Origin of the sequence: Ruminococcus sp. RTP21198st1_G1_RTP21198_201120 (genome assembly GCF_040924265.1) — a bacterium.
GTDB classification, from domain to species: domain Bacteria; phylum Bacillota; class Clostridia; order Oscillospirales; family Ruminococcaceae; genus Hominimerdicola; species Hominimerdicola aceti.
On sequence record NZ_JBCOMH010000002.1, the window covers coordinates 136,108 to 157,776 of the forward strand.

Genomic DNA, 21,669 nt, shown 5'->3' on the forward strand with positions numbered 1-21,669 from the left:
CTCTATTTTGTGATTTATTACTTTCTCTGAACTGTCAGGTAGACCATATCAGTTTCTTTATTGTTTTGGACGTTTTTATTCCATTTTACTCTGATTATAAAATAATCGCAAAACGGATCTTTATTGTCAATTACCGTCAGTGTATCCGATTGCCAATAAAGTGCTTCGGAATTTTTCTGAACATTGCCGTAGCTGTCATAGGACTTTTCGTGAAGTGTGCTGTTAGCAAGTATCTCCGAGCCGTCTCTATTAAGATACTTTCCGCTTATTGGACTATCGCCTGACTTATCATAATAAAACGTGCCGTCACTATCTGAAACATAAACGACAGCTTCTGATTTTTCAGTTTCACTGACGCTTTTCGCACGATATATCTCATACTCAAAAGGGATATTCGTTGTATGTGCAAGCTGTATTTGATATTGTTGCACGTCTGCCCCGCCTATGCCGAAAACAAAGTCTTTATAACTGCCGTTCTCAACGTCTATATCTGCCATTTCAAGATTTGCCACAGATTCTTTGTTTCCTGCGGTGATATAAAGCTGAGTAGGGGCATTTATTTTTGTTGTAAGAGCAATAGAACGTTTGTGAGTAAACCACGCATAAACAGGCAGTGCCACAAGCAGTACCACCGAGATGGATACTGCTATGACTAGCTGGAGCTTCTTCTTTTTTTCTAATTTTCTGAATTTTCCAAAAATGCTTTTTGTCATAATTTTCTCCTGAAAATGCCTGCTTATTATGAATTTATAAAGCCTGTTTCTATTTTTGCGTTTGTGTAAACAACATAGTCGCTTGAGGTAGTTCCATTAACAACTGAGTTGTTGTCATTAAGCAATACTGCGGTAAGCTCAACTCTATAGTTCGCATAGGTAAGTCCCTGCTCCTCAAAAGCCTTGCCTGTTTTTACTGTAAATTTCGTAACGGCTGTGTTTTGTTCTTCGCCATTATAGTCAGCGGTAAAAACGCACTCCTTACCATTCAGGCCGCTGCTTGATGTGGCGTTTTCCAAAGTAAAGCTACTGAGGTATTTACTAATATCGTTTGTCTGCTTATAATCGCCACTATTGTCCTTAACATACAACCTCATTGTATACTGTATTTTTTTGCCGCTGTCCTTTGTTGATCGACTCAAAGCAGACAGATCATAGATAGCATTTGCTGTTATTGCCATTTCTCCTGTAGTCATATCTTTGGCATTGATACCAAGCTGCGAAAATGGTGAATCCTTCGACTCAAGAACCGTTGACTCTGCAACGTTATAGTTTAGCTGTGCCACCGTCATTGCCTTTCTATAGTAGCGTCTGGCAGGCATAACTCCACTTGCAGAGATAGAGCTGTTCTCAATATTGTTCTGGCTATATGCAACATAAGACGCCGCATTTACTCCTATACCGGTTTTGGTATCCCCGTCCTTACGCTCAGGAAACTGATCTATGATCCCTGCAGTACCATAAGTTAAGCTGATATCAGCCTTGACAGTTATAGAGCCATTTGTGTCACTATTGATATAATCGTAGACCGAATCGGGATACATCAGCATATAGCTGTCTTTAGCTTCTGAAAGTGTCTCAGTCTTGCTTATTTTTGCGTTTGATAACTCTGTGTCTGAACTGTTTAAAATGCTGTAATCAACATTCACCGAAGTTCCTGCAATGATCTTTGCATTAGCTCCCGCATCGTTTTCATCAAAGTTCTTCATAGAGAATTTAAACGCCTGATACATATTGAAATCGTCACTCTTATAGCCATTAAATGTATCTCTAAGGCTCTGATCAATGTTTATCTTTGACGTCATTGTCGCACGGACAAAATTATTTGACGCTGTTATCTCCTCTGGGTCATGAGCCGTCACACTTACTAGCTGTGTAAAAAAGTTTGCAATAACATATGCACCAGTGTCATTATTTGTCACTTGGACAAGATTTGTAGGAATATTGCCATTGAGCTTTCTTGGCTTATTACCGCTATAATAATTCACAAAGTTTTTGATGACTTTTTTTGTGCTTCCCGTTTCCGGAATATTGATAGTGAGATAATAGTTCTCGCTTATTATCATTTCGTCATTATCATTTTTTGGTGTATTACTATTCGCTGAAACAGTTATCTTATAAGTGCCTGTTTCATTCTCACCAGCAGGTCTATAATACTTGCCGTCGCTCGTTTTTACAGTAGCTGTAGCTTCATCAGCTTCAACAAGAGTTCCGTCAGATGCTTCTATAGCTGTTACCGACGCATATCTTAACAGTACATCATTCATTGTAACCGGTTTAAAGCCACTTATATTTGTCAAGTCAAGCTCACCGGTTGTTTTATTAAACTTAGCATCACTTGCGGTAGAATGATAAGTCTTGTCATTGTTATTTGCATCAACAAGAGTTAGCTTTGTATCATCGGTAAGCACACCACTGTCAGTGGCATTATCACCAATAAGATAAAGCTTTTTATCAAAGCTCCAAAGCAGGCTGTCACCGTTATTGAGCATTTTTTCCCATTCGTTAGCAGATTTGTAATAGGAATACTTAAAATAAGTAGTAACAGGTGCATCAAAGCTCTCAAAAGCAAGCTTTGTTTTATCCGTATAGTGAGAATGGTTATAGTCTGTGCCTGAGATAACGTAAGATTGAAAGCTGAAATCAAGCACCTTTCTTACAAAAACAGGAATATGAAGTCTAAGAGCAGTTTTGCCACTTCCCGTTGGGTCGATATAATCAAGAGTAATGACAGTAAATCTGTTTGTGCCGTCATTGTCATACTGACCGTCTGTGACCTTGAAATATCCTGTCTTGCTGTTAAACGTAAGAGTGCTTTTGTCTGATTTTTTCAAAACATCGTTATCATACACATAAGTCGCTGTGCTTACATTCATAAGATCTGTTGTTTTCAGCTTATTTGAACTGCTGTCGCAAACATCACAATTTGTCAGAACTGAGATATACTTTGCGAGCATTTGTGTAATATTCAACGATGAGTTATCATCTACAAGCAAAACTGGAAGATCGTTCAGCTCCTGAACATCAAGCTCAGAGGCCTGACGAAATGTTGTAAGCTTTGAATTAGCCAGATCCTCTGCATATGTCTTTATGGTACTGTTTATGCCATAGGATTTTTTGGCTGTGCCATTCGTATAAGAAGCAGCGTCACTAATGATAGTCTGCATATTTCCGCCAACAAGATCGCCTGTGAAAATTTTATCTCCAATGGTTTTGCTTGGGTTTATATTGACATAAGGTGAATAGATATCAACGTGCGTGCCGCTTCCCTCGCCGATATTTTTGGTATTGTCCTGAGTACCGTTGTAGTCGGAGTGAACTGCGGTGAAGCTGGCAGGTATCTGTGAAGCATTATACTGTATATCAGGTAAACAATCCGTGTTATTTACCGATACTCCAATAAATTTAGATGATAGATTTTCATCCTTGTTCCAACCTATCAAGTTAGAAACAGACACGCTGTTGTTGCCTCTTACATAGCTTAATTTATTTATGAGAATATCATAAGCATATGTGCTTCCACGGTCATTATGACCGATCACACCGCCTGCACCTGCACCATTGGACTTATCTTCTGCTGACAGAGTAACATTGTTGACTTCACAATCAGATATCTTCAGATCACCATTAGCTTTTATACCAACATAACCTCCGATACCTGCATCACCAGTTTTAGCAATTGGTATACCTATCGTTGCATTTTTTACAGCAGACTTTGATAAGGTCGCAGCCGCATTCTGTATGCCGACCATTCCACCTGAACTTGTATAGCCATAAACACCGCAAGCTGATGTTTCAGATGTTCCTCCATAGTAACAGTCATTGATAGACAACTGGTTTTTGTTTATTCCAACGAATCCACCGGCATTACTACCATAAACATCGACGCTGACGCTTGTGTTTGTTATTGTGCATGCTCCGTTAGACAGTCCTATAAGACCGCCCTCGTTCATTGTCTGGGTTGCAAGGGGTTTATTGTCTTTTTTTGAACCGATAAAGCTGTCTTTATTATAGGCTGTAAGCTGAACATTGCTTATTGTCGTTTTGATATTTGCAGAACCTGCGATTCCACCTACGCCAAACCAAGTTTTTGTGCCTTTATCAAGATTAGCAAATTCAACTTTATTAATTTTTATCTTAGAATCCTTAACAGCGAATTCGTTGCCTTTCTGAGAATTTCCCACAAGACCACCTGTTTCAAATCCGCCATACACATAAACGCCACTGTTTTCAGACTTAACGTTACTTATATTGATATTATTTGTTGACTTTCCTATAAGTCCTCCCACAGTATATGCGCCATATATTTCAAGATCAGTCAATGTTATTCCGATAAACGTGCAAGAACTCTGTACTCCGCCAACAATACCACCTGTAGAAAGGTCTTCATTAACATGCGATTGTCCATCGTAGTTATACGTCTTAACGCTGATCTTGCCGGAAAGCTTAAGGTTTTTTACAGTTAAAGCATACGTTGAACAGTTTATCAACCCAACTCCTTTTACGGAGGCAAATGCGGTACGATATTTATAGTTATCCATATCTTGGAATTCAATAGTGTTACCGCTCTTGTTATCTGTTATTTTCACAGCATAGGCTTTTATATCTGTATCGAGCTTTATAGTCTTATCATTTCCCTGGATAGTTGTCAAAGATAAAGTATAATCACATTTAATGTCGCCAAGGTTACTATCCTTTGCATCAAACAACTGATTTATACCACGAAAACCGGTTTCGGTGAGGTCATAGGTTTTATTTCCTGTGAGTTTAACAGTAAAGTTCTTATTTAATTCGTGTGCCCACTTTGCTTCATAAAGACCTTTTTCACTTGGCTTTGTATATTTTTTTAGCATTACAGAATTTTTCTTTTCATATTCCCTGCTTGTAGCCTTTTCAAGTCTTTGATAATCTGAGATCGCAGTTTTGTAATCTTTATCATCAGAAGTCAATGTAGCTGTGCCAACTTTTGAATAGTCTGCATTTCGAGTAAAAGTATAGTGACCATATCCGCAAGTATTGTTTCTACGGTCTGTATATCCCATACCAGACTGTGATATGATAGACAGCATAAACAACGCCTGTGCATTAGGCACTTCAATGGTATTGGTCGTGCCGGCAATAACATTTAATTTCTCACCATCACTTAGCTCACTCTTAAACTGCGTGATGAGATAATTTTTCCTGCCATTGTTAAGGTTAGTTGACTTACCAAACGTTGTTCCCTCTTCGATAGCAAAGCCGTTTACAACTCTGCCTATATATGGATTGATAAAAAGATTGGTATATACGTCTTCACCCACTGCCTCAGTATTGTTGGTTGTAAGCGCACTATCTTTGGCAACGATGTCCATATTTCTGAAAATAACGCCGCCGTAAACTATGGCGCCAACATATCCGCCTGCAGTAATGAGATGTTGTTTGCTGTTATCGTTATTTGCAAATGTTATATTAGGATTTGTTACCTTGACATTATCAATGATATTATCTCCACCGAACACAACGCCCATAAAACCACCATAATACTCCGTCTTTCCGGTACTATAGTTTAATTTATTATTATTGTTTTTTGAAAGCGTTACTTCTTTGGTATATTCTATATTGATATCTTTTACAACACTTCCGCTGCTGAACCTGATGAGCGGGCTTGCAGAATTATTGGTGATAGTTGGATATGTTCCGTCGGATCTCTGCTGTCCAACTATAACGCCCCTGAAAACGTAACTGTTTGATGTTCCGCCAAGACCTGCAAAAGAACTGCCGAGAACTATATCATCATTTATCTTGTAATAAGCCTCGCAAAGATATTTGATCATGTTATCTTTTGAAACTTTTTCCTTTCCGCTTACGAAATTGCCTGTTCCATCATAAGTATAAGTTTTATGATTAGTGCCTTTACAAAAAGCACTATTAGCATTAATAGTCGATTTATCGGCAGAAACATTTGCATTATAGTTTACTTCCCAGCCATTTGTAGGTGCGGCTGTACTGATAACTCGTGCGACCTCTGCAAGTGTGGAAGCGTCAAGGATATATGGATCAGAGTATGTTCCGCAACCCTCGTCCAAATATGGTCGCTCAAGGTTTACGTCTATCTCATCATAGTTTTGGGTGGTATCATACGATATAGCAACATATGGCTTGTATTCAGTAAAGCTATATTCCTCTGTTGCGTTATTTTGGTCAGGAGAAGTATACCTGTCATCCCTACTCCAATCACCATGATACTTATTCTGCCTGCTCACATTATCTAGACTATTCTTTATGGTGTCAGACACTTCTTTTCCGTAGGTTACATTATGCTTTTCTTCTGTACCCCAATCGTCGTCCCATTTATAATTGTATATTGCAGAAGAGCCTGCTCCGTCAGAATGCTGAAAACTCTCAAGCAAAGTAGCATTTTTGAAAATTGAATTTTTATTACTTGCGTCAAGCTTGATATTTGAGAAAGTCAGAGATATATTTTGACCCTTTTCGCTTCCTACATTGCCTATAAGGCTTGTTGCAGCATAATTCTGATCGCCTTTGTAATATTTTTCAGCAGTCATACTGTGTTTTTTCTGTGACACATTCTGTATAGTGATCTCTGTCATGTTGCCTATCTTATTTATAAGCAAAGGGGCATAAGAATTTTCACCATTTAAACTTAAAGAAGTATCATTCACATACAGATCATCAAGAACGATACTGCCGGTAATTTTGACAGATTTTTTTGTAGTATTGGTGTCGTCAGCAACCGAGCCGCAAACCAATGCACCTGAACCACCATTCACCTTACCGATATTTCCCTTAAAGGTCAGTTTACCACTTATGGTAACAGCTCCATTTTCATTCCTGAAAAGTCCGCATTGCATCATGTAATGTTGATTATGGTCATTAGTTAAATTTGTTCCATCTATTCCGTCAGTTGTACGGGCATAATTGTCACTATTACTGCTTGATACCATTTCAGACTGATTAAAGCCATTATTTTCAAAAGTAATAGTTGAATTTGATTTTATATTACAACCATTTGTATCAACTGGATAAAATGAATATCCTGTCAAATCTATTTCTGGATCTGTTGGAAAATCTATATTTGTGCTATTAATATATGCTTTTATATTATTTGCCGCAAAAAGCTTTGCGCTCCACTCAACAGCCTTAGCTCCGCCTGTGGTGGCTTTACCGTTTTTATATACATCAAGGTTATAATAATATCTTGCCCAAGAATTATTTTTCCACACAGCACCATTATTTGTTGTTTGATTTTGATAGGTATTGCAGTTCTTTCCGTCCATATACAGCAAACGCTCTCCGTCCGCTGTAACAGCAGGAATTGAAATTATGGCTTGACGATTAGACATAAAACTAGCTGAAGAAGAATAATAAATACTACAACGAGCTATCTCATCAAAATACGAATAGCTTGGGCTTATATTTATCTTAGTATCTTGTGAGATCTTATATCCATTAGGTTTAGTAAGTTCAAAATAAGTTGCATCTCGTGAGCTTCTGTAATTATTGACATTTTCACCTTTAAAATAGTCAAAGCCATAAGAGTCATAATCTCTACCAAAAAGAGTTGAGGCAAGCATGCCGAAATTTATACATTTTGTTGCTTTCACTGTCACACCGTCAAAGCTAACCTCTTTTATGCTCCAATAACCTGTTGTGGAAAGTACAAGACCGCCCAGTTCTGTGCCATTGTTCACTGTTAATCTTGAATTGTTTACATTCAAACTATTCAGATCAATTTCTACTCTATACCAGTTATGCCCTAAAAATCCACCGCTATTTGATTTACCACTAGAATTTATTGTTAAAGCATTAATATTAACATTGGTGATAGATACCTTATTAGGTACAACAGAAGCTGAATTATCCTTAGCACCGACCTCTGCAATGAGTCCACCAACTCTGGAGTTACTTCCTGTGTGTTTGTCAGTTATATTTCCGCCAACAGTGACATTATCAAACTTAATACCGGTTGTAGGCGTTGATGTAACAGCGCCTACCATTCCGATAACTCCGCCAAGACAAGTACAATCTACCTTTGTTGTGCTATTATCGTATGTAAGATTTGCTGTTACAGCAGAATTAGTGAACGAAACTTCACTTGTGGCGTCAGCAACATATCCAACCAGACCTCCGACAAAATTAGTATACGCACCACTTGGAGATGCGGTCACATCAGCGGTCACGCTGTCAATAGTCAAAGCTCCGCTGTTGTATGCAGATACAGAACCAATATAACAAGCATCACCGCCAGAAACATTATCACCGACAATATTAAAGTTTGAAACAAGCATTATATTGCTTATTTTTGCACCGCTTGTCTTTGCAAAAAGTCCGTTGTGAGTATGGAAAACTATCTTATCATTTTCTGTTCCCACTGTCATGGTAAGTTTATGACTAGTGCCATTCAGAGTGCCTGTGAATGTACCCTCATCATTATCACGCATAAAGCCGGTTAGACCTGTGTCGCTTATATCAACATCTGCACTAAGGCTGATATTTGCCGCAAGCATATCTGCCCTGCTAGCACCGCTATACTTAACAAAATCATTGCTTTCATGCTGCATTATCAAAGCTGCACGGGCAAAATCTGCCCTATTGCTTATGGTTATATTATTATTAGGAAATCCATTTATTGTAACAGTATGCCCCGATCCATCAAAAGACAGAACACTGTCAGCACTCTCAAGCAGATCGGAATCATTAAGGCGAAGCACTCCGCCCCAATCCATATCGTCTATGACTTTTGAAGATGTCCTTTTAAATGACCAGCCGCTTAAGCTATAGATCAAAGCATTGCCTCTATTTCCTACTATCTGACATCTGTTTTTGTTAGGGTCTTTAGGATAAAAGTCTGAAAGGTCTGTTTCACCGCCAAGCCTTACAACGCCATTTTTATTAAATTTGCCAACAATGCCACCTACGCTCTGGTTTGCAGAAACATCAGCTGCCGTAACTGTAACATTGCCGCCAACATTAATAAAAGCCTGATCTGCATAGCCCACAAGTCCGCCATAATTATTTTGTGAGGATGTGGGATTATTAATACTTATAGTGGTATTCTTGACGCTTACATAAGCCTTACTGTTATCACCTATCTTACCAATAAGGCCGCCAAAATCAAGGGCATTGCATAAGCCAGTCACATTTACAGTGATATCACTTAGCGCTAGTTCAGAGCTAAGAGCATTGGCAGAATATCTTCCGACAATACCACCATAAAAGCCTGCCCTGACAGTGCCATTGAAGTTTGAAGTAATAATATCATTAGCGGTGCCTGTGATACTAATTTTTGCACTATCTGCGCTGTTTGTCAGCACTCCGAAAACAGAACCAACAGCCGCACTGTCAGCGGTATCTCCTGATGAACAAGCAAGTGCCATTTTCATGCCACTGAATTTTGAAATGTCAAATGTCTTTTCGTTGTCTTTACTGTATGTATAAGAGCCGAAAAGACCGCCCGCAGTTACAGAGCCTGTAACGCATCCGGTCATGGTAAGGGTGACACCTTCGCCAACATTTATTTCTGCATTCTCTGCACTACCCACAAGTCCACCCGCGTTTTTTGCGGATACATTTACATCTGTCAAGGTGTTGCACTTGTCAATGTTCAGCGTTGCACTATCACTCATTTTTCCAACAAATGTACCTGCGTTCGACTTGCCTGAAACGTCAAGCAAACCGCTTGACAGGCTTACAGCAAGACTTGTGTTTTCGTCCATAGTGCCGCAAGCAAGGCCTGCATTATCCCCACCTGATACTTCCACCTTGACATCATTACTTAGAGTGATATCCAGATCGACCTTTGCTCCATTTTTCATATTGCCTATAGCAGACGTGAAGGATTTATAAATTGTAGCACCTGAATCATCTACAGGATCAGCTTTTATTTTCCACTTATTAGCTGAAGCCACATCACCGTGTATAACATTCTCAGCAAGCAAAGCTGAATTTTTGTCTTCCGGTCTAGCAAAAATAATAGTATCTAAATTTGCACTGTCACTAAGATATTCAAACAGAGCAAAATTAATAGGAAGATTAATAGCTGAGCCCTCATTAGCTTTGACTGTTCCCATGAAAGGATATTCTTCATTGCCTAGTCCTTTTTCTATTCCTGTAAAATCAGAAGCCTTAAACTGAGATTGGTTGTTTGAAAACAATATTGTGATTTTCTGATAGTCAGCAGGGTCTGCATTAAGAAGCTTTTTAAAATCGTCTGCATTCTGTATCGTAAAAACGCCATTTTTGATATCATTAGAAATGTCAGTATATGTATCTGCCGCCATAGCCGTAATAGCATTGGTGACAGTTGATACCATTTTAGACACAACACCTGAAATGTCTGCAAGCGGCATACTCGTGACAAGCAATACGGCAGCGGTAACTAAAGAAATAACATTCTTGCGATACTTGCTGTAAAGCTTGTGGCATATTCTATTAATTTTCTGATTTCTATTAGCTTTCACTTTCAACTGCCTCCGTGCAAAGTTAATATTCTTATCTATACGTTTAGTTCAACAAGGATATATTGCACCTTTGTACCTATCTTTTCGTCAGCGTCATTATACATGGAGCTTAGTGATGATAACTGTGCTGTGCTGTATTTATCACCATTAAGTATATTCTCAATAGCCTTTTTATTTTGTTCTTTATCAGCATCACCTGACAAGAACAAGCTTAAATTACCCTTCATATATTCCGCAAAATTCAAACGTTCTTTACTGTCATCATCAAACAGCACATTTTTCTCTGTCAGATTTTCATCTGTGCTTTTCATTAGTATCTGACCAAGCGTGTTCGGCCACACCCAATATACGTTCACTTCCTGCGGAACGCCTACTTTACAATCTTTAAGCGTCCTTGTGAATGTTTCATCATGAAGAAAATCGGAATATGTGTGATTGTTCTCATCATATTTCTCAAAAAACATGATATGTCCATTCATAAATCTAGTTACTTCTTCTTCAGTAATCTTTTCATAAGAAACAGCGTCTTCGTTTTTATTCTCTGCATACCCCGTGATACTCAACTTGAACTGTATCTCCATTTCCCCCGACTGGTTCGGGACAACATAAAAAGTAAGCTTTCCATGACTACCAGGATTAATACCTTTCGTCATACCGCTTTCTTCATCAAGAAGCCAGTAGATCTTGTTGTTCTCGTCAGAAGTGATGTTGCTCCCATCAGACACCTTAGAGTAGTCATTGCTGTCAAGTATCTCAGCTTTAAGCACATTGGCACTGCCTACTGTTTTCAGTTCAAATGGCGAATCTACGCTTTTCATTCCAAATGAATCAAGATCAAGGGCTTTATCAATGGTAAACCAAGCCAAGCTGACCGCAATAAGTATAAATGCCAGTACTGCAACTGGTATTATTTTTATAATAAGCAGTTTGCGTTTCTTCTTTTCTTCCTCGCTGTCTGCTTTCTCTATCACTTTATGCTCAGCCACTTTGGCGACCTCCATTATTTCATCGAGTCAAGCTCTTTCTGCAATTCTATCATGTGGTTTCTGCAAGCGGTTATCTCGCCTGTGTATTTGTTGAACCACTCAACGTCCATTTCGTTAGGCTCTTCCTGCAAAAGAATTGCCTGAACAAGTGCTGATTGTGAACGTGATCTCTTACGCTCTATTTCCTCAATAGTAAGTCTGCATTTCTTTATTTCTCTTTTAAGCTGCCCTTTACTGCTCACGTTATTGTCCTCCTTGCATTAATTTCCCATTTTATCAACCGAATCAACTATCTCGTTGACTTCCCTATAGCCTTTGTCAAGATCTTCGGTGATATGGTCAAGTGCTTTTTTTACGTCCTCAAGTTTGCCCTGCATTTGTTCGGGATACTTCACAAAGCAATAATGAAGCTCATTTATAGCCTTCTGCTCATCAGTGTAATCGTCGATAAGAAATACCAGCGACCTTGCCGCACCCATGGCCGAAAGTATCATGTTATATCTCGTTGGAAGATCCTTGCCGCTTTCAAGATAAGTGTCTATCTCCTCAGAGGCGGCAGACAGATTTTCCATATACTTAGCAATGTAAGTCTTTCTGACTTCCTCGGACTTGTCCATATAAAGGCCGATAAAAACGAACAGCCCTGCAAGTGCCGCAATACAAATAACGATAGCCGTTATCATTTTAGCCTTCATTATCTTTTCCTGATTCAAAGCTGTTCGCCTCCTTTTTCTCGTTTTCCTGCATTTTCAGCCGCTGAACTTCCTTTTCAACAGCCTCGCGCATAAGCTTTTCCTTTTCTTCCTCAGCCGCTTTCAAAGCTTCCTCACGGTTTGAATATATTTTTATCTCAGCGATAGTTTTTACCTCATACACCGCCATGCAAACTGTTGGGATTATCACAAACAGTATGAGGAGCTTCTTTGTTGATGCAAATGAACCAAGCCACTTGAAAAATCTGAGTTTCCCATAGTATTTTCCAATAATGCTGACTTTTTGCACCGTCACGCTGTCCTCTATTTTGTTAGCATCGCCTTTAGTAACAAAAGTGCCGTCGCTCAAAACCTCAGATATCCTGTGAGTATTTATCTCGCCTTTAATACTATCATCTTGAGAGTAGAACGAAATGATATCCCCTGCCTTTAAGCTGTCAGTATCTGTCCTTTTGATGTAAATATAGTCGCCCTCATGTATAGACGGCTCCATACTTCCGCTCACGACCTTCAGTACGCTGTAACCAAAAATGCTTGCTGTTTTGCCGATACAGCCACAGACCATTATGTACACCGTCACACTCAGCAGTGCCGCAAACACGGCAGAGCCAAGTATTGTCAAAGCTATTTTTACTATCCTCAACGCCTTGCCGATGATAACGACTCTCCCTCCGTGTTATTGTTTCCTATATTTCTCTTTCAAATGCCTTGCCATTCTGCCAACTGCTGAAACATGATACTCCTTATAGAGTCGTTTCATTTCAGTGTCGATAGCTTTCTGCTCCTCAGCGGTGCGCTGTGGCGGAATATATGGTCTTGGCGGTCTGTTCTTTCGCTCAAGACGTTTTCTCTTTTTAAACTGCCTGTTTTTGATACGCCTCTTTACATCATATTTAAGATACGGAGCATATTTTTCATAGATGATCTCAATTTCACGCTCTGCACGTTTTCTCTCTGCCTCAGCCAGTTCTTTTTCCTTCTTGACTTTGAACATTCTGATATAGTCTGGATTATCCGTCACAACAGGTATGATCCCAAATGCGTGAGCCAGAACATATGTTATGCCACGTTTTGCCATGTAATATGGATTTTTGGAATATTCTTTAAATATCTCATTGATATTTTTATTTTCAAAGCTTTCACGTTCAGCTTTAAGACGCTCAGCACGTTCACGCTCACGACGTTCCTGCTCACGCTGCTGTTGTGCTTCTTTCGCCTTTTTTGCAGCGATCTCAGGGGACTCATACTCTGACACAAAGCTTGAAGACACGGCTTCTTCATTCGTGCTGATCTGCTGATCCATAGCAGATCCAAGGCTGCTGCGGACGAGCTTTTTCTCCTCTCGGATCCTAGCTCTTTCCTCACGGACACGCTGCTCCTCTTCACGGCGTTGGCGCTCCTCCATTTGCCTTTTGCGTCTTGCGATATGCTTGATCTCTTCCTCTTTTTCACGGCGTTCACGTTCCTCACGCTCCGCCTTTTCTCTTGCAGCCTGCTCCGCCTGCTGTTTTTGGATAAGCTCCAATCTTCTGCGTTCAGCTTCCTCATGCTCCAGCCTTATGCGCTCTTCTTCCTCACGCCGCTGACGCTCCAGTTCCTCCTGCTCGGCACGCTTTCTTTCAGCTTCTGCAGCCGTAAGGTTTCCTGCCTCTTCAGCAGTCATACCCATATCTGTCTTACTTGCACTACTTTGTTCACCCTCGCCAACTATGACATCATATTTATCAGATGTCTGCTTATCAAAACGCCTGACAACCTTTGGTGCGAGGGTCTTGTTTTTTATGGTTTTAAGCTCCTCCGACTTGTCTGCCCCATGGGTATAGGAGCGGAAAAGCATATAGTTCATTGCGGTCAGACCATATATATCCTCGATATAAGAATCATCAGGTCTTTGTGCAGTATCAGAAACGTTGACCTCGTAGCCTGCCTTATCGTAGCTTTCGATAAACTGCCAAAGGGTAAGACACGCCATAAGGTCCACATTTTTAGTGATAGCGTTTGTTCTCATAACAGGCGGTCTGATAAAAGCGTTGCCAAGAGTGGTACAAAGCACTGAGCCTTTATAGCCCTCGATAGCCTTTTTGACCCTTTCAAGCCTTGCCCAAACGTCAGTATCATTGCTGCCGCCGACAAGACTGTCAACAGTTTCTATCTTAAAACTAATGTTGACCTTTCTGCCGTCGCCGCTGTCAGCCACGGTATCGTAATTAAAAGAATAAGCCTCCTGCGCCTCTGCGGTCTGGACAAGCTTATTGTATCTTATATTTATAAAAATGTATAGCCTGTCGATAAGGGTATTTACAAATCTATTTTCATATGTATCGAGAGTTTCCTCTTTATGAATGTTGAGTATCTTTGACGGAGTTATCTTTCCGGTCTTTTTGTCGATATCCTGAATAAGATCGGTGTGCTGTCCTAGATGTTTTATGGACTCTACCGTTATCTTCCTTGACATAGCGATAGGCACGATCTCTTCCACTTCTTTAATGGTGTTTCTGGGATTTCTTATTACCGTATCAAGATGTGGCAGAGCTTTTTCTATCTCTGTGAGCCAGGACGAATCTATATTCTTCTCGATTATCTTACGATTAAAAGATACAGTTTTTTCGCCCGAAAGAAGCAAGGCACGGGCTGCCGCAAAGCTGTTATTGCCGTCAAACGTCTTTACAGCTTTGTCAAAAGCTGCACGCTGTTCGTTGTATTCGCTCATGCCCGTCCCTCCTCTCAAAGTTTATGAGTACAAATTTTAGTACAGTTTTTGCAATCTTTCAAGATATGCTATAGATTCTTTCATAGTGTTTCTGCCAAAAAGCTTCAGCATATATGTGCAAAGCTCTTTCAGCTCTTCTCTTAGCATTGCCAAGTTAAGCGACTCAAATTTTCTGAATATCTTTGTGGCAAGCACATAGTCAATGCCGTCAAGTTCCTCTCCGCCGCAGGCAACATATACAGGAACAAACAAGTTCATCTGTTTAAGTATACGGTTACCGAAAGCCACTCTCAGCTTTTCAATTACCCACAGGTCAAGCTGCTAGATCTTTTTCAGACTGTCCTGTGAAACAGGATACATTTGAAAAGCTTCCTTGAAGAGTGTGTCAAGATGTTCAAAGCTTAAATTCATAGGCGGCGTGTCAGGTGCGTCAAAGGCAACTCCCTTTGCGTCAAGATTGATAGGCTGTGCACGGTCGTATACCTTATCTGAGATAGTGAACGTGGAATCGTCGTTGTTGGCAGTACCGATATACCAAATGTTCTGCGGAATACGCAGCTTGCCCTTATCCAGGCGAACAGGGTCGGTGCTCCACACATTAGGAACAAGATCAAGCTCCCACTCGGCAGGATCAGGCATTTCAAGAATCGAGAGCATTTCTGCAAAGTAATATTCTACTCTCGCAATGTTCATCTCGTCGAGGAGTATGAAGTTTACATCGTCATTGTATTCAGAAGAATAAATTCTTTTGAGGACTTCTGTTTCATTAAAGTTCTTCGTGAACTCGTTGAAGTAGCCAAAAAGCTCAGTTCTGTCACGCCATGACGGCTGAACAGAAGCAATAGTAGTATCTTTCTGCAAGAACTTACCGAATGAATATGGCAATGATGTTTTACCTGTACCAGAGATACCTTGCAGGATAATGAGCTTTGTTGAAGCCATGCCTGCAATGAAAAGTCGGATAGTTTTTATGTCATAATAAAGGTGCATTCTTGAGCAGGCAAAGTTTCTGTATGCTTCGCAGATACCGCTAAGGGTGATGTCATTATTGTAAGCAGGCGGCTCGTATGTCTTGTAGAAATTGTCCACCTCGATAAGCTTTGAAAAACGGCAATCTGCTGTCTGAACAACGCCGTCCACAGTGGTTTGAACTTCGCCCTGTGCAGGCATCTGCTCGCCCTCTGCAAGCTTTGTTTCACCCTCTGCAAGAGCGGTGTTATCATATACGCCAAGCTGAGCCACCTTCATTGCCATGATCTCATCTTTTTCCTTGGTCATTTTGACCACCTGACGCTGCAGGTCAGATATTTCTTCGATAAGATCCTCGTTGCTGACGATAGAGTGTCTGAATCTTATGTACTTTCTCACAGCAAGCACTATCATAAAAATAATAAGCACAAAGATAGCCACAACAACGATAATTGCAAGCACAGAAAGTACCCAGCCCAGCGCACCAAAGTCTGCCGAGTAGGTCTTGAATATCCTTATGTAGTTTTTTATATTGAAGATCTGTTTTATGCCGTTCCACAGGCCCTTGAAGATCTGTCCAAAGCCTGCAAGCATTGACGACATGAAAACAAAAAACCATTTCAGAAATCCATTCATAATGTATCACCCAAGCAGCAGTTATTTGTCATTTTTCTCCTGCTGTGCATTTTCCTCTTCTTTTTTCTTCTGCTGTGCAAGGTATTCCTCAACTGCACGTCTTTTTATTTCTTCCTCATCGCTCTCTGTGATAGCAGGACGCTTTATTTCGATTATGGTTGCGATAAGCTTATAAAGCTCAAAGAGGAAAAACAGTGCTATCGGCAAAAGTATGCAAATGAAAAATCCCGTTTTTGTTCTGAGAAAATCCATTACCTTGCCGAAACCGCCTATTTTTGCACCGTTCCACTGACCGATTATATCACCTGCATAAACAGTGTATGTATCATCTACGTTATTAGCATCGCCTCGTGTGATAAAGCCTACAGAGCCGTTATCATTGAGTACCTCTGCGATACGGTGGGTATTCTTCTCTTTTTTGCCCTCTATAAGAGTCCAGAAAGTGATAACGTCGCCCTTTTTCAGAGAATTGATATCGTCTATTTCCTTTGAGATAATAAGGTCGCCTTTTTTGAAAGTTGGCTTCATTGAGTCAGATTCAACTGTGAGCGGGACATATCCCAGCAGACTTGCCGTACCATTATTCTTATCAGACGAGAACACGAGAATTGTTATAAGCAGTGCAAAGATAAGCACCACCCATGCGATAACATTAAAAACGATCTTCAAAGCTTTTTTCATAATTCAAAACCTCGGAAACCCGAGGCTTCCTCCCTTCTAATTTTTTAAGTTGTTTCAACGATCTTGAAATTCATACCAAGCTTCATTGTGCCACCGATTATTTTGTCAACACAATCAGGGTCATTTCCCTCAAGCCATATGACCACTGTATACTTGTCTTTCTCACCAGGACCAAGCTTTTCACGTCGATCCTTCATGACCTCAGTAGAGGAGGCGAACTCCTTGTCGCAATCGCTTTCCTTACCGCTGCCGTCAGACTTTGTTTTACCATAAACGGTTTTCTCGCCATTCACGAAAAGCTCCACTCTGATAGCTTCATCAACACCGTTCGTGACGTTCTCGATAGTCATTTCGCTGTCATAGCTAAGTGTGTCTTTACCGGAATTTATGAGATAGAAAGTATAAGCTATATACCCCTCGCCATTATGGCTGCCGTTTATCTTGTCGATATTATCAGGGAGATCTTCGCCACTGATATTTGTCATATCATAGAGGATATCCGCATTGAGCCTTGAATTGCTCGTGGTATAGTCAGGAGTTTCCGAAAGAGTAAGCCCCTGATTTATCATATCATACTTACTTATCTTAACTGTAAAGCTACCATACTTGTCGTAAAAATAAGACACCGCATAAGCCGCCGCCACGATAGCGATAAGTATAATGGCAAGAATTTTAAGCAATCTCATCAATACCACATAGCGTTTAGCTTCCTTGGCGGTCCTGCGAAGTGCAAGGGTATCGACTACTCTTGTATTTTTATCTATATTTTTACCGTCCAAAACCGTATCACCCGTTTATTACTCATTTCTATTGCGAACGTATCTTTCCGCAATATATTTTCCTGCATTTTCTCCCGAATAGTAAAGGCACTGCATACCGCTGAGCTGTTTCACCTGCTTATCATCAGTAATGCCGTCAGCTATGACCTCAGCATTAAGGTCAAAAACGAAATTCAGCAGAGAGTTCACGCAGGTATCATACCTGTCGCTCTTACCAAGAACCTGAGCCACTGAGCCGTCAAGCATGATATTATCTACCTTGAACTCAGCGGTCTTAAGCATTTTAAAGCCCTCAGTGCCGAAGCCTGTAAGCAGAAAATGAAAGCCCTGTCTTCTCATAAGAGCCACGTTATCTGCCGCTGTGCTGTCAGCTTCATCAAGCACATCAGGCGACAACTCAAAGCAGACACGCTCAAACTTCACGCCAAACTTATCGCAATAATCTGCCACAACTCTCGGAGCTTCCGTCTGCCTTAAAAATCTTGCAGGCATGAACACGCTTGCCCAATCAACGTCAACTTCCCTTTCGTGAAACTTGCCCAAAGCCTGCAAGAGCTGAACTAAAGCAAGCTTGAAAATGCTAACACATCGGTCGGAAAGCTGAGCCACAGGGAGATAATCCGCAGGCATGAGCGTACCCATAGCAGGTGAATTGAGCCTTGTTTGCGACTGCAAAAAAGTAACCCTGCCACTGTCGGTATTTTTTATAGGTCTATAGAAAAGCTCCACAGCACGAACGCCGTCAACTGTTGAATTACCGTTCAAAGCAGGTCACTTCCTTTCCTGTTCCAATATATTATTATAGCATATTTTCGACAAAAAGCAAAGAAAAGTTGGGGAATCTCCCCAAATATGGAAAATTATTTTTTATGCCCATTTACCAAAAAACGCCGAATTTCTTCGGCGTCTTTTTTGTTATGTAATAAATTTTACTTGTTGCTCAAGTCATAGAATTTAAGATCTACAGTGAAGCTCTGACCTGCATTAGCATTCCAGCAGTTTACATCTTCGCCCTCGAGCCAAACTCTGATATAATACTTTGTAGGCGTACCATAACCAGTTTTTCCAGTACCAACACCTTTTACAGTAGCAACCTCAGTAGCAGTATTTGTGACCTTTCCATTACTTTCAATTACTTCTGTGGCAGTGGTAACTGCACCATAATATTCATTTTCACTTGTACCAGTGTTAGCTTTAACAGCCTTTTTCTTATAATATCCTGTGTCTACATCAGTTTCTGCGCCAAGGAAAACTCCACCATTAGCAGCACTTCTATCCTCATTCAATATAGCCACACGAGTTGCTTTATACAAGTCACCCTTAGTGTCATCATTATCCTTATTAGGGTCTTCAACAGTAACATCAACACCAAGCTTTACATCTTCAACATTTGTAGTTCTAAACCAAACAGGGATATCTAGATAGTAACCCTCACCTTTTGTATCTGCAGTAAGATTGCTTTCTGTTTCAGAAGAAGCTCCAGCAGTTTGGAATGTCCAACCAGCATTGTTATTTTCAGTAGCTTGTGTAAAAGCATTCGCACCTGTTATATCAACAGACTTACCATTCTCCTTAGCTTTTGTTGTATAATAGAGATTTGTTCCGTCCGTTGATGAAGCAGGGATAAGCTTACCAAAGCTTGCATATACAGAGCTTGTAGCAGCCTTGTTTGACCAGAGGTCTGTATCAGCAGCATCATTTTTAGGAGCAGTAGCCCAAGTAGTATTATCTATAGTAGCCTGTGTTGTAGCCCTTCCAAGTGAAACTTCAATAGTCTGTGGAGTTGTAGCAGTAAGCTTAATGCCTGTTACTTCAACTTCTCTGCTCATCGTAAACCAAGCATAAGTAGCAGTAGAAAGCATTACAGCGGAAGTTGTGAGCATTGCAACTGCAGGTATAAGTTTCTTCTTAGCAGAAGTATTCTTCTTTTCATTAGTTTTCATATCTCTTCGTCCTTTTCATAATAATTTGTCGGTTTATCCTGTCCGATACAGAGGGCGCTCGTTATAGCCGATTTGCGGTAACATGACCGCCAAGCACCTTTTGTTTATGTCAATATTATGCTAAATTCGACCCGCTTTGTCAATAAGCTACCAGCTTAGTATACATTATATTTATCTTAATACTTATTAATATGACAGACACATTTTGCTGTTTTTCGACATGATCATACTATGCAATAACAGCAGAAAGCACGGAATAACGTCATTTGTTATTCCGTGCTTTTTAAACCGATTATTCAATAAATTTTTTTGTTAAACTTCAAACGTTTTTGTACATATTAAGTTTATATATGTACATAAAAGTTACCATGCGTGAAATTTACAAAATATTTATATTCATTCTGCGCTGTCGAGCATTTTAACTGCCTTCATCATGATAGCACATTCAAGACGCTTCTTCTGTATCTGACATGACAGCTTGTGCGCATTGTGGATATCACCTGCGTAAATGTAGTTGTTTGCATTGCAACCGCCACTGCAATAGAACTTTGCCCAGCACTTTTTGCACTCTGGCTTGTTGTAAACGTGTGCGTGAGCAAACATATCTTTCATTTCCTCGTTAAATGTGCCGTCATAGAGATTGCCCATTTTGAACTCGGTGATACCAACGAACTGATGACATGGGTAAATATCGCCGTCAGGAGTAACAGAAACATACTCGTTTCCGCTTCCACAGCCCCTAAGTCTCTTTATCGCACAAGGACCCTGATCGAGGTCTATCATAAAATGGAAGAAGTTTATGAACTTGCCCTCGTCCCTTATCTTCTGTATCTTCTCAGAAAGTATCTCATACTCCTTGAAGATCCTCGGCAGGTCAGCCTCAGTGATAGCATAAGGCTCGCTAGGGTCAGCCATAACAGGCTCAACGGATATCTGGTCGAATCCCAGATCATAAAGGTGCATTACATCATTTGAGAAGTCAAGATTATACTTTGTGTAAGTGCCTCTTACATACCAATCCTTGTTCTTAGGACGTTTCTCAACAAGCTTCTTGAAGTTAGGGATAATCCTGTCATAGCTTCCTGAACCGTCAACACGCACTCTCATTCTGTCATTGACTTCTTTTCTTCCGTCGATAGACAGAACAACGTTGTACATTTCCTTGTTGATGAAGTCTATCATCTCGTCAGTGAGGTGTACACCGTTTGTGGTAACAGTAAATCTGAACTTTTTATTGTGAGGCTCCTCCTGTGAACGTGCATACTCAACAAGCTTTTCTACCGTACCGAAATTCAGTGACGGCTCACCGCCGAAGAAGTCCACCTCAAGAAATTTTCTGTCTCCTGAACGCTCTATAAGAAAATCTATAGCACGCTTGCCTGTTTCATAATCCATGAGCATTCTGCCCTGACCGAAATCGCCTGTTGAAGCAAAACAATATTTACATCTCAGGTTACAGTCGTGAGCGATATGCAGACACATCGCCTTGATAGGTGAAGCCACAGCAGACAGGGCATACTTCTCGTAATCGTCCTCGCTGAACAATATCTTGTCATTGTAAAGAGAAACTATCTCCTCATAACAATCCTCGATATCCTTGCTGTCATACATCTTTGACAGCTTTCTTACAACGTCCTCAGGACATTTCTCCTCAAAAGGCGGCTCAACATTGTCTAACAAATCATATGTCAGATCGTCTATAATATGTACTCCGCCACTGTTCACGTCAAGCAGTGCATTAAAGCCGCCAAGCTTAAACTTGTGTATCATTTAAAAATCACCTTTCGCATTTATATTCA

Annotated in this window: 14 protein-coding genes; all 14 read right to left on the reverse strand. The window is 40.3% G+C overall.

Features of this window, described 5'->3' with window-relative positions; translation table 11 throughout:
• Nucleotides 1-17 precede the first annotated feature (17 nt).
• Nucleotides 18-713 (reverse strand): hypothetical protein, encoded by a 696-nt coding sequence (locus tag AB5627_RS02045; RefSeq protein WP_022286680.1) that lies wholly within the window; start codon nt 711-713, stop codon nt 18-20.
• Between the two features lie 26 nt (nt 714-739).
• Complete coding sequence (locus tag AB5627_RS02050; protein ID WP_368369644.1) at nt 740-10,453, reverse strand: hypothetical protein; 9,714 nt, start codon at nt 10,451-10,453, stop codon at nt 740-742.
• Nucleotides 10,454-10,488: 35 nt separating this feature from the next.
• Nucleotides 10,489-11,439, reverse strand: a complete 951-nt coding sequence (locus tag AB5627_RS02055; RefSeq protein ID WP_022286678.1) for a hypothetical protein — start codon at nt 11,437-11,439, stop codon at nt 10,489-10,491.
• 14 nt (nt 11,440-11,453) lie between these two features.
• Nucleotides 11,454-11,681, reverse strand: coding sequence for a hypothetical protein (locus AB5627_RS02060; protein WP_022286677.1), 228 nt, complete (start codon nt 11,679-11,681; stop codon nt 11,454-11,456).
• An 18-nt stretch (nt 11,682-11,699) separates the two neighbouring features.
• Nucleotides 11,700-12,152: a hypothetical protein gene (locus tag AB5627_RS02065; RefSeq protein ID WP_022286676.1), complete on the reverse strand. Its 453-nt coding sequence runs from the start codon at nt 12,150-12,152 to the stop codon at nt 11,700-11,702.
• Nucleotides 12,124-12,774 carry a signal peptidase I gene (locus tag AB5627_RS02070; protein WP_022286675.1) on the reverse strand — a complete coding sequence of 217 codons (651 nt, stop codon included), beginning with the start codon at nt 12,772-12,774 and terminating at the stop codon, nt 12,124-12,126. The genes AB5627_RS02065 and AB5627_RS02070 overlap by 29 nt, the downstream gene beginning before the upstream one ends.
• Before the next feature lie 54 nt (nt 12,775-12,828).
• Nucleotides 12,829-14,862 carry a DUF2357 domain-containing protein gene (locus AB5627_RS02075; protein ID WP_265290451.1) on the reverse strand — a complete coding sequence of 678 codons (2,034 nt, stop codon included), beginning with the start codon at nt 14,860-14,862 and terminating at the stop codon, nt 12,829-12,831.
• 36 nt (nt 14,863-14,898) lie between these two features.
• The gene (locus AB5627_RS02080; protein WP_022286673.1) at nt 14,899-15,150 is read right to left on the reverse strand and encodes a hypothetical protein; all 252 of its coding nucleotides are present in this window, start codon (nt 15,148-15,150) and stop codon (nt 14,899-14,901) included.
• Between the two features lie 33 nt (nt 15,151-15,183).
• The gene (locus AB5627_RS02085; RefSeq protein WP_333634979.1) at nt 15,184-16,467 is read right to left on the reverse strand and encodes a hypothetical protein; all 1,284 of its coding nucleotides are present in this window, start codon (nt 16,465-16,467) and stop codon (nt 15,184-15,186) included.
• A gap of 21 nt (nt 16,468-16,488) precedes the next feature.
• Nucleotides 16,489-17,148: a signal peptidase I gene (locus tag AB5627_RS02090; RefSeq protein ID WP_278644863.1), complete on the reverse strand. Its 660-nt coding sequence runs from the start codon at nt 17,146-17,148 to the stop codon at nt 16,489-16,491.
• Between the two features lie 44 nt (nt 17,149-17,192).
• Nucleotides 17,193-17,927 (reverse strand): hypothetical protein, encoded by a 735-nt coding sequence (locus tag AB5627_RS02095; RefSeq protein WP_207732694.1) that lies wholly within the window; start codon nt 17,925-17,927, stop codon nt 17,193-17,195.
• A gap of 18 nt (nt 17,928-17,945) precedes the next feature.
• A complete protein-coding gene (locus AB5627_RS02100) occupies nt 17,946-18,692 on the reverse strand; it encodes an EAL domain-containing protein (RefSeq protein WP_337399288.1) in 747 nt (248 codons plus the stop codon).
• A gap of 164 nt (nt 18,693-18,856) precedes the next feature.
• A complete protein-coding gene (locus AB5627_RS02105; RefSeq protein ID WP_337399290.1) occupies nt 18,857-19,870 on the reverse strand; it encodes a hypothetical protein in 1,014 nt (337 codons plus the stop codon).
• A 396-nt stretch (nt 19,871-20,266) separates the two neighbouring features.
• The gene (gene scfB / locus AB5627_RS02110) at nt 20,267-21,640 is read right to left on the reverse strand and encodes a thioether cross-link-forming SCIFF peptide maturase (RefSeq protein WP_022287270.1); all 1,374 of its coding nucleotides are present in this window, start codon (nt 21,638-21,640) and stop codon (nt 20,267-20,269) included.
• Between the last annotated feature and the right edge of the window lie 29 nt (nt 21,641-21,669).

Coding starts and splice junctions, on each gene's coding strand:
- AB5627_RS02045 (WP_022286680.1), bottom strand. CDS start 713: ATGACAAAAAGCATTTTTGGAAAATTCAGAAAATTAGAAAAAAAGAAG.
- AB5627_RS02075 (WP_265290451.1), bottom strand. CDS start 14,862: ATGAGCGAATACAACGAACAGCGTGCAGCTTTTGACAAAGCTGTAAAG.
- AB5627_RS02085 (WP_333634979.1), bottom strand. CDS start 16,467: ATGAATGGATTTCTGAAATGGTTTTTTGTTTTCATGTCGTCAATGCTT.
- AB5627_RS02090 (WP_278644863.1), bottom strand. CDS start 17,148: ATGAAAAAAGCTTTGAAGATCGTTTTTAATGTTATCGCATGGGTGGTG.
- AB5627_RS02105 (WP_337399290.1), bottom strand. CDS start 19,870: ATGAAAACTAATGAAAAGAAGAATACTTCTGCTAAGAAGAAACTTATA.
- scfB (WP_022287270.1), bottom strand. CDS start 21,640: ATGATACACAAGTTTAAGCTTGGCGGCTTTAATGCACTGCTTGACGTG.